Here is a 12010-nt window from a genome sequence, read left to right as displayed (position 1 = left end):
CTGACATGATCGCGAACCGTGCTCGCTGGGCCCGCCGCCTGGCGCTGGCCTCCGGCCTGACCCTGTCCTCGCTGGCGGCCGCCATCAGCGCACCGGCCATGGCCGAGACCCTCGATCTTGGCGTCACCGGCGAACTCGCCTCCTTCGACACCTCCCAGATCTCCGGCGGCGTGTGGGAGTCCCAGATCCTGATGGACGTCTACGAGGGCCTGGTCAAGAACGCCCCGGACGGCGAGATCCTGCCCGGCATGGCCACCGACTGGGAGGTCTCCGCGGACGGCAAGACCTACACCTTCAGCCTGCGCGAGGATGCCCGCTGGTCCGACGGCGAGCCTGTCACCGCCGAGGACTTCGTGTTCGGCTGGCGCCACCTGCTGGACCCGGCCAACGCTTCCAAGTACGCCTACATGCTCTATCCGGTGGTCAACGCCAGGGAGGTCAACACCGGCGAGCTGCCCCTGGAGGAGCTTGGCGTGGAAAGCCGCGACGATGGCCGCACCTTCGTGGTCCAGCTGACTCAACCGACGCCCTACTTCCTGCAGCTGCTGACCCACTACACCGGCTACCCCCAGCCACAGCACACCTTCGAGGAGTACGGCCGGGACTACGTGGATCTCGACAACATCGTCACCAACGGTGCCTTCACCCCCACCGAGTGGATCTCCCAGTCGCGCATCACCGTGGTCAAGAATCCCGAGTACTACGAGGCCGACCAGGTGGCGCTGGACGGCGTGCGCTACCACACCATCGAGGATCGCAATGCCGGAGTCTCGCGCTTTCGCGCGGGCGAGCTGGACATCATGACCGAGTACTCCTCGAGCATGTATCCGCTGTTGAAGGAAGAGATCCCCGAGGCCACCCACATGGCCACCTACCTCGGCAGCTACTACTACGTGTTCAACCACCGCGACGGTCATCCCACCGCCGATCCCAGGGTGCGCGAGGCGCTCAACATGGCGGTGCGCCGCGACGTCATCGCTCAGCAGATCATGGGCGGCACCTTCCAGAAATCGCTGTCCTTCGTGCCTGACGGCATCGATCACTACCAGGTGCAGAACACCAGCTTCGAAGACGCCGACGGCAATGACATCACCGATGACATGAACGCCCGCATGGCCCGCGCCAAGCAATTGCTGGAAGAGGCCGGCTACAGCCAGGAGTCACCGCTCGAACTGCGCCTGCGCTACAACACCACCGACGAGCACAAGAAGATCGCGGTGGCGGTGTCGTCCATGTGGCGCCCGCTGGGTGTCGAGGTGGAGCTGGTCAATGCCGAGGCCACGGTGCACTACCAGACCATCGCCGAGGGAGACTTCGACGTGGCCCGGGCCGGCTGGATCGCCGACTACAACGACGCCGAGAACTTTCTGGCGCTGCTGCGTTCCGGCGTCGGCAACAACTACGGAGCCTACGCCAACGAGGAGTTCGACGCCCTCTACGACCAGGCCGCCGCCACCCTGGACCTGGATGAACGCAAGGCCGTCATGGAAAGCGCCGAGGCCCTGGCCATGGACGACGACGCCCTGATCCCGATGCTCTACTACGTCTCACGCAACCTGGTGAACCCGAAGATCAGCGGCTGGGAAGACAACATCGAGGACGATCACCCGTCTCGCTGGATCTCCTTCGACGAGTAGCAGCGCTGGGTTGGTAAATAGCAGCGTTGGGCTATCTTCAAGGACTCGCTTCAAGGACTCACTTCAACGACTCGCTGCGAGAAATCGCCTCCACCAGGAGGCGAGTCCCCTACCGACGCTCTGCCTACCCCACAAGGACTTCGCTATGGTCTCCATGGACGCCTTTCGTCCGCTGGCACTTGCCGGCCTGATGGCAACGACAAGCCTCGGACTCTGTCTGCCCGCTGCCGACGCCCAGGCCGCCACCCTGCAGGTCGGCAACGGCGCCGAGCCCAGCACCCTGGATCCGCAGAAGGTCAGCGGCAACTGGGAGAGCCGGATCACCCGCCAACTGTTCGATCGTCTGGTCAACTATGGCCCCGACGGCGCCCTGGTGCCGGGCCTGGCCGAATCCTGGGAGCTGTCCGACGACGGCCGGGTGATCACCTTCCGGCTGCGCGAGGCGCAGTGGTCCGACGGCGAGCCGATCACCGCCGATGACGCCGTCTTCGCCCTGCAACGTCTGGTGACGCCGGCCACCGCCAACCACAACGCCAACCTCTACTACCCCATCATCAACGCCCGGGCGATCAACACCGGGGAGGCCGAACCCGAGAGCCTCGGCGTCACCGCGCTGGATTCCCACACCCTGGAAATCCGGCTGTCCGAGCCCACCGCCTATTTTCTTCAGGCCATGGCGATGACCGAGGCCGCACCTCTGCCCCGCCACCTGCTCACCAGCGGCGTCGAGGACTGGACCCGGCCAGGCACCCTGGTGGCCAGCGGCCCCTTCGTGCTCGCCGACTGGAAGCCCCAGGACAAGGTCGAGGTGGAGCGCAACCCTCGCTACTACGCCGCTGACGAGGTGGCGCTGGAGGGTGTCGACTTCCACGCCATCGAGGATACCTCGGCGCTGATGAACCGTTTTCGCTCAGGCGAGCTCGACATCGCCTACGGCGCGGTGCCTTCCGCGCGCTTCGAGTGGGCCCAGGAAAACCTGAGCGAGTCGCTGCGCGTCGGGCCGCTGATCGGCAGCTACTTCTATATGCTCAACCTGCGCGAAGGCACGCCGCTCAGCGATGAGCGGGTGCGTGAGGCGCTGAATCTGGCGCTCGACCGCGAGGTGATCACCGAGCGCCTGCTGGGCATGGGCCAGACGCCGTCCTACTGGTTCGTGCCGCGCACCATCGCCTCGCCCACCTCGGCAAGCCTCGACTTCCATGACCAGGGCATGGACAGCCGCCGGGCCAGGGCCCGTGAGCTGCTGGATCAGGCCGGCTACGGGCCGGATCGACCGCTTGAACTTGAGCTGTCCTACAACACCCTGGAAGACCACAAGAAGATCGCCGTGGCCATCGCCGCCATGTGGCGCCCGCTGGGGGTGGAAATAGATCTGGTCAATCGCGAGGCGGCGGTGCACTTCGCCGGCCTGCGCCAGGGCGACTTCGAGATCGCCCGCTACGGCTTCGTGGCCACGGTCAACGACCCCTACGACTTCCTCAACGCCTACGCGGCGGGAGGCTCGGCGGCGGCCAGCACCGGCTACGCGGACCCCGAGTACGACGCCCTGGTCGAGGCCAGCACCCATGAGCTCGACGTGGACCGACGCGCCGCGCTGATGACCGAGGCCGAGCAGCGCCTGCTGGAAGCCGACGTGATGCTGCCGATCTACGACTACGTGGTCGTCAATCTGGTCTCTCCGGACGTCAAGGGCTGGCAGCCCACGACGCTCGACGTGCATCCGCTGCGCTACGTGTCCGTGGACGGCGACGCGCCCTGACGACCACTCGCCCCAACCCAATCGTGGGCGCGGCCAGGGACGGCCCGCCCTTCATGTCAACCGAGGAACGGCGCCATGCTGAGCTACACCTTGAAACGCCTGGCCCAGGCCATACCGACGATGCTGATCGTCATCACCATCGCCTTCTTTCTGATGCGCATCGCCCCCGGCGGGCCCTTCGACGGCGAGCGCGCCCTGCCGCCGGAGATCGAGGCCAACCTGATGGCCGCCTATCACCTGGACGAACCGCTGTGGCAGCAGTACTTCCGCTACCTGGGCAACCTGGTCCAGGGCGACTTCGGGCCTTCGTTCAAGTACAAGGACTTCACCGTCACCGAGCTGATCATGCAGGGCTTCCCGGTAAGCCTGCAGATCGGCGGCCTGGCGATCCTGCTGGCGCTGGCGATCGGCCTGCCGCTGGGCATCATCGCCGCACTCAAGCGCAATACCGCCGTGGACTACACGGTGATGGGCACGGCGCTGGCCGGCATCGCGGTGCCCAACTTCGTGGTGGCGCCGGTGCTGGCGCTGGTGTTCGGGGTGCTGCTCGGCTGGCTGCCGGCGGGGGGCTGGAACGACGGCGCCCTGCCCAACCTGATCCTGCCGGTGATCGCGCTATCGATTCAGCAGATCGCCTACATCGCGCGGATGATGCGCGCCAGCATGATCGAGGTGATGGGCAGCCACTATATTCGCACCGCCCGAGCCAAGGGACTGACCGAGGCCGAGGTGGTCTGGCGCCACGCCCTGCGCCCCGCCCTGCTGCCGGTGACCTCCTACCTGGGCCCGGCCATCGCCGGCATCATCACCGGCTCCGTGGTGATCGAGCAGATCTTCGGCATCCCCGGCATCGGCCGCTACTTCGTCCAGGGCGCGCTCAACCGCGACTACACCCTGGTGATGGGCACGGTGGTGTTCTACGGCGCCCTGATCGTGTTGATGAACCTGATCGTGGACCTGATCTACTCGGCCCTCGATCCCCAAATTCGCTATGACGACTGAGGCGACGCCATGAGTACCGATTCCCTCGCCCCGACCGCCGCCCCCGTCGGCGACAGCCTCGGCCGCGACGCCTGGCGCCGGCTGAGCCAGAACCGCGCGGCCATGGCCAGCCTGTGGCTGCTCGGCCTGATGACCCTGGCCTGCTTCATCGGTCCCTGGCTGACCCCCTGGGGGCTGGCCGACGTCGACTGGAACGCCTTCGACGTGGGCCCGACCCTGGAAGGCGGCCACTGGCTCGGCACCGACGCCAACGGCCGCGACCTGCTGACCCGCACCCTCTACGGCGGCCAGGTGTCGCTGTCGGTGGCACTGGTGGCGACCTTCGTCAGCCTGATCATCGGAGTGCTCTACGGCGCCGTGTCCGGCTATGTCGGCGGGCGCGTCGACAACCTGATGATGCGCTTCGTCGACATCATGTACTCGCTGCCGTTCATGTTCCTGGTGATCCTGCTGATGGTGGTGTTCGGCCGCAACATCTTCCTGATCTACGCCGCCATCGGCGCGGTGGAGTGGCTCGACATGGCGCGTATCGTGCGCGGCCAGACCCTGGCGCTCAAGCAGCGGGAGTTCGTCGAGGCGGCCCACGCCCTCGGCGTCAAGGACGGCAAGATCGTCACCCGCCACCTGATCCCCAACGCCATCGGCCCGGTGATCGTCTACGTCACCCTGACGGTGCCCAAGGTCATCCTGCTCGAGAGCTTCCTGTCGTTCCTCGGCCTCGGCGTGCAGGAGCCGCTGACCAGCTGGGGCGTGCTGATCTCCGAAGGTGCCGACATGATGCAGACCTCGCCCTGGATGCTGCTGGTGCCCTCGGTGTTCCTGGCGCTGACGCTGTTCTGCCTGAACTTCCTCGGCGACGGCCTCAGAGACGCCCTGGACCCCAAGACCCGCTGATCGACGCCGGAGACGCGACCATGACCGACACACAACCCAAGAACCCCCGTCGCCCCGCCCGCGAGGCGCTGCTCGAGATCGAGGGGCTCAGCGTCAGCTTCGAGCTGCCCCACGGCACCGTCCAGGCGGTCAAGGACGTCAGCTTTGCCATCAATCCCGGCGAGACCCTGGCGCTGGTGGGCGAATCCGGCTCCGGCAAATCGGTGACCTCCACCGCCGCCATGCGCCTGCTGCCGGAGCTCGCCCGGGCCGAGGGCGTCATCCGCTTCAAGGGCGAGGAACTGCTGGGTGCCACCGCCAAGCGCATGCGCCGGATTCGCGGTGGCAATATCGCCATGATCTTCCAGGAGCCGATGACCTCGCTCAATCCGCTGCACCGCATCGGCGACCAGATCAAGGAAGTGCTCGACCGCCACCAGAGCCTCAAGGGGCGCGCCGCCACCGCCAAGGCCATCGACCTGCTCGAGCAGGTCGGCATCCCCGAACCGGCAAGGCGAGTATCGAGCTACCCCCACGAGCTGTCCGGCGGCCAGCGCCAGCGGGTGATGATCGCGATGGCCCTGGCCGGCGAGCCGGAGATGCTGATCGCCGACGAGCCCACCACCGCGCTGGACGTCACCGTCCAGGCCCAGATCCTCGAGCTGCTCAAGGACCTGCAACGCCGCTACGGCATGGCGATCCTGTTCATCACCCACGACCTGACCATCGTCAAGCACTTCGCCGACCGGGTCTGCGTGATGCGCCACGGCGAGCTGGTCGAGCAGGGTGAGACCCAGGAGGTCTTCGCCAACCCGCGCCACGAGTACACCCGCATGCTGATCGACGCCGAGCCACGCGGGCGCAAGGCGCCGGTGGCCGACAGCGAGCCCATGGTGCTCGAGGCCAAGGACATGCGCGTACGCTTCGCCCTCAAGAAGCGCCTGTTCGGTCCCAGCGAGTACTTCGAGGCGGTGCGAGGCATCGACGTCAGCATCCGTCGCGGCCAGACGGTGGGCATCGTCGGCGAATCGGGCTCCGGCAAGTCGACCCTGGGCCGCGCCCTGCTGAGGCTGCTCAAGAGCCAGGGCGAGATCCGCTTCCACGACACCCGCCTCGACGTGCTGGACAAGACCGCCATGCGGCCGATCCGCTCGAAGCTGCAGGTGGTGTTCCAGGACCCCTACGGCTCGCTGTCGCCGCGGCTGACCGTTGGCGACATCATCGGCGAGGGGCTCAAGGTCCACGCCCCGCACCTGTCCCGCGCCGAGCGCGAGGCCCAGGTGATGGCGGCGCTCAAGGAGGTGTCGCTGGATCCTTCGATGCGCAATCGCTACCCCCACGAGTTCTCCGGCGGCCAGCGCCAGCGGATCGCCATCGCCCGGGCGCTGGTGCTCAAGCCGGAGTTCCTGCTGCTCGACGAACCCACCTCGGCGTTGGACCGCTCGGTGCAGGTCACCGTCATCGACCTGCTGCGTGACCTGCAACAGAAACACGGCCTGACCTACCTGTTCATCAGCCACGACCTGGCGGTGGTGCGGGCACTGGCCGACACCGTGCTGGTGATGAAGGACGGAGAGGTAGTGGAACAGGGCAGCGCCGAAGCGCTGTTCGCCGCGCCGAAGACCGAATACACCCGCAAGCTGCTGGCCGCCGCCATGCTCGATCAGGTGGCCTAGGCCAAGCGATCTACGGGCTCTACCTACGTAACGTAACAGGCGCTGCTTGAGCAGCGCCTGGTGTGCGAAGGCAGCGGCCGCTGCTTTGGCTCGTATGAACGTCTCTACTCTGTCGGATGTTCGCCTGCGTAGACACGCTCGGCCTGGGCCAGCGAACAGCTCATCAAGAGGTCCAGGGCACCCAGCGCCTGGTCGCTGACGAAGGGATGGGGATCGCCGGCTTGCCGCTGCTCCAACGCCTCGATCCGCGCCAGGGTGTTGTCGCGGGTGGGATGGTTGGACAGGAAGACGTCCACGCCCTGCTGTTCAGAGATCGTCTTCATTCGTGAGGCGGAGGCCGAGTACTCCCGCAATCGGGCCTCGTCCGGCCCGAAGTTGAAACCGGTACCGCCCCACAGCACCGCCCGATGGGTACTGTCGCCATCCTTCAGCGGAATCACCAGCGACAGCGTGCCGAGGGTATGGCCGGGGGTCACGTAGGCCTCGAGGGCGGTATCGCCAAGAGTCAGGGTGTCGCCGTCGGCGATGGTGATATCGCGCACTGGAGGCTCGCCCCAGCGGGGATTGTCGATGGCCAGCTCCGGCTGTTCGAGGGCGGTCCAGTCCGCATCGCTCATGACCACCTGGGCACCGTAGTTATCGACCAGGTACTGCTGACCACCGTAGTGATCACCGTGGGCGTGGGTCACCACCAGATAGGTGATGTCCTCGGGATCCAGGCCCAGATCCACCAGCCCCTGCTCGATAAACTTCTGCGCTTCCTCGTTGTTGTTGAGGGCATCGATCAGAATGATCCCCTCGTTGGTGGTCAGCGCCCAGCTGGCGACGCCGGGCGTGCCGACGTAGTAGAGATTGTCGAATACCTGGGTCGGCATCGGCTCGGCCGGGCCGCGCTGGCGCCGGTCATCGCGACTGGACTCACGACGCTCCCGCTCTGCCGCCTCGCCTTTCGGACGCTGGCCCGCCACCTTGAGCCTGGCCGACAGGTCACACAGGCTGGACAGCCCGGGGAAGGCCTGTCCGGCCGCCAGGCCCCGCTCAGCCAGCTGCTCGGCCAGCTGCTGGGGAGGTTCATCCACCGCCAGGGCGGTCTGACTCAGGGTGAGGCTTACCACGGCCCCTGCGATCATCGCTTTCATTGTCCTTCCTGTTCGCTGCTGTTCGTTTAGGTGGGTGGCTTGGCGCTTTAGAACTCCAGGTCGAGCCCGACCCAGTAGCGCCGTCCATCGTCCACATGACCGAAGTTATCGAACTCGATGTCCTTGTCGGTCAGATTGTAGATGCCGGAAAGCACACGGATCTGTCGTGTCGCCTGCCAGCTGAGCCCCGCGTCCCAGGTGGCGTAGGATGGGGCCCGGATGGAGGTGCTGCTGTTGCTTGAGAGGTTCACCGGCTGGCTTTCTTCGCCGCGGAAGGTAAAGCGCAGCCAGGGAGCGAGGGCCTCGGTGGCCTGCCAGTTGACGGTGGTGTTGAACAGGTGCCGAGGCACCTGGGTCAGCGGCTGACCCTCGTTGTCACCGCTCTTCTGTTCGGAATCGGTGTAGGTGTAGGAGGCCTGGGCCTGCCAACGTTCGCCGATCGGCATCTGGACACCAGCCTCGATGCCCTTGGTGATGGCGTCATCGATATTGACGTTGGTGCGGGCGTCCGGGTCGCCAGCGGCCGCATCACCGCAGTCGCGATCGCCACAGGCGATGGTGGAGATCTTGTCATCGAAGTCGTTGTAGAACATCGTCAGGCTGGCCTGAAGGCCGTTGGCGCCATCATGCACCAGCCCCATCTCGTAGCTACGGGACTCTTCCGCGTCCAGATCCGGGTTGCCGTAGATATCGCCGCCCCGGCTCTCCTGGACCCAGTCGCCGGACAGCTCGCGCAGGTTGGGCGCGCGGAACCCGGTGGACATACCGCCCTTCAGGGTCCAGTCGGGCAGCAGGCTCCAGACACCGTAGAGTCGCGGGCTGTAGTGCTCGCCGAAGAACTCGTGATCGTCCATGCGCAGCCCGGCGGTCAACGAGAAGCTGTCGGTCAGATACCACTCGTCTTCGAGAAACAGCGCGTACTGGTAGACGGTGATCTCGTCGGTGCCTGCCAGAGCGTTGGTGGCGGTGTCCTCGAGTTTCTCGTCCTCCCAGGTGCCCCCGAAGGTCACGAAGTGGTCGCCCAGCGGCAGTACCCAGCGTGAATCCGCCACCGTATTGCGAATTTCGATATCGCGACCGACGTTGTCGGTTTCCTCCAGCTGCACGTAGGAATCCGAGGTCAGCAACCCCCAGTTGCCCTGGTGGGACAGCGCAACGGTCTTGTGTCGATTTTCGGTCTCGGCGTCGCTCGAACGCTCGGGCAGCGAGAATCCGGCACGACTGGTGCGATCCTGCTCTCGTCGACTGACATCAAGCGAAAGTGAGTGATCGGGCGTAGCCTCCAGCGACAGCCGCGCGGCCAGGTTGGAAAACTCGCGCTTGGCATAGCCGCGCTCGATCTTGTCCTCCTGGCGATGCTGGTACTGACCGGTCAGCTGCAGCCCGAGGACGTCGTCGGCCAGCGGACCGGACACATACAGCTGATTGTTGAATTCGTTGCCGGAGTCACTGTCTTCCTGAATCGTCGCCTCGGTACGCAGTTGGGTGACCCAATCCTCCGCGACCTTGCGGGTGATGATGTTGATGACTCCACCGATGGCATCGGACCCGTACAGGGTCGACATGGGGCCGCGGATGACCTCGATACGCTCGATGGCGCTCAACGGTGGCAGCCAGTCCTTCTGGAAGCCGCCCCCGCCGCTCGGCTGGGATTCCCGCGAAGTCTGCCGGCGACCGTCTACCAGCCACAGGGTGTACTGCGCCGGCATGCCACGCAGGCTGACGTCTTCGCCATCGCCACCGCCGGTCACCACGACGCCGGGCACATCCTGTAGCGCATCGGTGATGTCCCGGTAGGCACGTTTTTCAAGCGATTCCCGGGTCACCACGCTGATCGAAGCCGGTGCCTCGGTCTGCGTCTGCTCATAGCCCGCAGCGGTAACGACGATATTGTCCAGGGCGAGATCCTGTTGCGCCTGAACAGACAGGGAAGCCGCCCCCAGGGGCAGAACAGACCAGCGAATCATCAAGCGAAGGGACATCCGGAGCACCAGGTTGTTGTATTGACCAAATACGATTGATTCGCAATGCTAACCAACCGGGATACGTCCAGACAGCGTTTAGCGATCAGAAAACCGGCAAACCGATGCAACGGGATGTTCGACAATAGTGGACTTCGCCGATTCGCGTGCTATCACCCTTACGGTGAAGCATCGCTGTTGTTACCCCCTGCCCTTCCAGAAAGGCCTCCACTTGCAACGCTGATATCTTCTCTTGGCATGGCTGGCTTCCACGAACGACAGCGCCCCCTCCTGGGAGGGGGCGCTGCGCAGGGTCTGACTATGTTCTAGCGGAAGCCAATATCGGTCGCCTGGACCGAGGTGGTGGCCGGTCAGAAGCGATAGGTCAGAAGCGATAGGTCAGCTGGGCACCGAAGGCCTGGGCGGTGTTTTCGAAGTCCGCCTCGTAGGTGCCGCGATTTTCCTCTTCCTGGGACAGCTCGGCGTCGGATTCGTGGATATAGGAGTAGGCCACGTCCACGGTCAGATCCGGGGTCGGGGTCCAGCCGGCACCCAGCGAGAAGATGATGCGATCATCAGACGGCACACGCACGCTGCGGTACTCGTCCTTGATCGGGGTCTCGTCGTAGGCGAGGCCAGTACGCAGCACCCACTGGGGGTTGAGCTGATAGGCGGTACCGATGGAGTACTGCCAGCTGTCCTCATAGTTCTGGGCCTCGACGATCTCGCGAACATCGTTCTCGACACGCAGCTCATCGAACTCGCTCCAGTTGGTCATGGCGGCGCCGGCCATCACCGTCCAGCGATCATTGAGCTCGTGGGTTACCGAGAAGTCCCACACCTCGGGCAGGGTGATCGACAGATCGGCGTCGACTTGCTGGCTCGCAGTGCCTACAGGGACTACGGGGCCGATACCAGCAACGACCGTCGGGTCACCCTGTCCACGTACATTGGTAAAGCGCGCCTTGCCTTCGAGGTCATACTCCACCTCAGAGTGGTAGGCGAAACCGAAGGTGGTGTGCTCCCAGGGCTTGTACATGGCGCCGAAGGTAAAGCCCCAGGCGTTATCGTCACCCTCGATGTCCACATCCCCTTCGCCTGCGACTCCGGTAGGAGTGAAGGCACCGGTTTGGTCAAAGAAGCCCACCGGGCCTCCCTGAGTATTGGCAGTCAGCTCACCATCGATCTGGTTGTAGGTCAGGCCAAAGCCGGCCGAGAACTGCTCGCTGAACTTCACCGAGATGGTCGGCTGAACGGTGACCACCTCGACCTTGCTGCGATCGCCGAAGAAACGGCCCTGGAACTGGCCTTCGTAGTCGGTGATCAGACCGAAGGGCGCGTAGACACCGAGGCCAAAGTGCAGGTTGTCGTTGATCGGCTGGACGTAGAAGCCGAAGGGAATAAAGGTGTCCGGCACCATATCGCCTTCGTTGGAGCCCGTGGCGCTGCCGTCGGCATTCTTGATGTCGGTGTCCACGGTCAGGAAGGCGGTACCGGCGGTGACCTGGGCACGATCGAGAAACGACATGCCGGCCGGGTTGCCGAACACGATGGTGGCGTCGGTCACGGTGGAGGCACGGCCCGCGTTGGAGGTGCCCTGGCCACTTACGCCCTGCTCGTTGAGCTGAAAGGCGCCGGCCATCGCCTGGCCGGAAAGAGCAGCGGTGGCCACGGCAACCGCCAGGGTCAAAGGCTTGAAGTTGTTGTGCATCATGTCGGCGTCCTTATTATCAGCAAGCGTGTCGGCGTACTTGTTATGGCGTAGTGGTTATTGTGCAGTTGCGTCCGCACACTTGTCCGGGCGCAGTTCCTTTCGAGCACTCTTTGTAATCTGTTTGACCTGAATTGCTTGGCCCTGTCGACGGGCCTGCTCGCAGTGTTTGCGAAGGCGCCAAAGAGTTCAAGGCCAAACGTTCGTTTTAATGGCCAAATTACTCATACTTTGGTCAAAGAACATTTGCCA

At 64.8% G+C, this 12010-nt stretch carries 8 protein-coding genes; 5 read left to right on the top strand and 3 right to left on the bottom strand.

Annotated elements, in window-relative coordinates:
- Nucleotides 1-5: 5 nt before the first annotated feature.
- The 5 genes from NFG58_RS02665 to NFG58_RS02645 all read left to right on the top strand — a co-directional run bounded on the left by NFG58_RS02665 (nucleotide 6) and on the right by NFG58_RS02645 (nucleotide 6947).
- Nucleotides 6-1637, top strand: a complete 1632-nt coding sequence (locus NFG58_RS02665) for a peptide ABC transporter substrate-binding protein (RefSeq protein WP_348827549.1) — start codon at nucleotides 6-8, stop codon at nucleotides 1635-1637.
- A gap of 145 nt (nucleotides 1638-1782) precedes the next feature.
- A complete protein-coding gene (locus NFG58_RS02660) occupies nucleotides 1783-3396 on the top strand; it encodes a peptide ABC transporter substrate-binding protein (protein WP_249743017.1) in 1614 nt (537 codons plus the stop codon).
- A 75-nt stretch (nucleotides 3397-3471) separates the two neighbouring features.
- Nucleotides 3472-4398: an oligopeptide ABC transporter permease OppB gene (gene oppB, locus NFG58_RS02655; protein WP_045991315.1), complete on the top strand. Its 927-nt coding sequence runs from the start codon at nucleotides 3472-3474 to the stop codon at nucleotides 4396-4398.
- A gap of 9 nt (nucleotides 4399-4407) precedes the next feature.
- Complete coding sequence (locus NFG58_RS02650) at nucleotides 4408-5292, top strand: ABC transporter permease subunit (protein ID WP_045991316.1); 885 nt, start codon at nucleotides 4408-4410, stop codon at nucleotides 5290-5292.
- Between the two features lie 20 nt (nucleotides 5293-5312).
- On the top strand, nucleotides 5313-6947 hold the full coding sequence (locus tag NFG58_RS02645; RefSeq protein ID WP_348827548.1) for an ABC transporter ATP-binding protein: 1635 nt from the start codon (nucleotides 5313-5315) through the stop codon (nucleotides 6945-6947).
- A gap of 104 nt (nucleotides 6948-7051) precedes the next feature.
- Here NFG58_RS02645 and NFG58_RS02640 read toward each other — a convergent pair whose 3' ends face one another.
- From NFG58_RS02640 to NFG58_RS02630, 3 genes are all read right to left on the bottom strand, one after another.
- Nucleotides 7052-8086, bottom strand: coding sequence for an MBL fold metallo-hydrolase (locus NFG58_RS02640; protein ID WP_348827547.1), 1035 nt, complete (start codon nucleotides 8084-8086; stop codon nucleotides 7052-7054).
- Nucleotides 8087-8133: 47 nt separating this feature from the next.
- On the bottom strand, nucleotides 8134-10068 hold the full coding sequence (locus NFG58_RS02635) for a TonB-dependent receptor (protein ID WP_348827546.1): 1935 nt from the start codon (nucleotides 10066-10068) through the stop codon (nucleotides 8134-8136).
- A 364-nt stretch (nucleotides 10069-10432) separates the two neighbouring features.
- The gene (locus NFG58_RS02630) at nucleotides 10433-11761 is read right to left on the bottom strand and encodes an outer membrane protein transport protein (RefSeq protein WP_308812410.1); all 1329 of its coding nucleotides are present in this window, start codon (nucleotides 11759-11761) and stop codon (nucleotides 10433-10435) included.
- Nucleotides 11762-12010: the final 249 nt, after the last annotated feature.

Origin of the sequence: Halomonas sp. RT37, assembly GCF_040070525.1 — a bacterium.
Taxonomy (GTDB): Bacteria; Pseudomonadota; Gammaproteobacteria; order Pseudomonadales; family Halomonadaceae; genus Halomonas; species Halomonas litopenaei.
The sequence above is the reverse complement of the archived record's forward strand: the minus strand, read 5'-3'. Positions and strand labels throughout refer to the sequence as shown.

Excerpts from the sequence above, each read along its gene's own strand:
- NFG58_RS02665 (WP_348827549.1), top strand. The coding sequence starts at position 6 with ATGATCGCGAACCGTGCTCGCTGGGCCCGCCGCCTGGCGCTGGCCTCC.
- NFG58_RS02660 (WP_249743017.1), top strand. The coding sequence starts at position 1,783 with ATGGTCTCCATGGACGCCTTTCGTCCGCTGGCACTTGCCGGCCTGATG.
- oppB (WP_045991315.1), top strand. The coding sequence starts at position 3,472 with ATGCTGAGCTACACCTTGAAACGCCTGGCCCAGGCCATACCGACGATG.
- NFG58_RS02650 (WP_045991316.1), top strand. The coding sequence starts at position 4,408 with ATGAGTACCGATTCCCTCGCCCCGACCGCCGCCCCCGTCGGCGACAGC.
- NFG58_RS02645 (WP_348827548.1), top strand. The coding sequence starts at position 5,313 with ATGACCGACACACAACCCAAGAACCCCCGTCGCCCCGCCCGCGAGGCG.
- NFG58_RS02640 (WP_348827547.1), bottom strand. The coding sequence starts at position 8,086 with ATGAAAGCGATGATCGCAGGGGCCGTGGTAAGCCTCACCCTGAGTCAG.
- NFG58_RS02635 (WP_348827546.1), bottom strand. The coding sequence starts at position 10,068 with ATGTCCCTTCGCTTGATGATTCGCTGGTCTGTTCTGCCCCTGGGGGCG.
- NFG58_RS02630 (WP_308812410.1), bottom strand. The coding sequence starts at position 11,761 with ATGATGCACAACAACTTCAAGCCTTTGACCCTGGCGGTTGCCGTGGCC.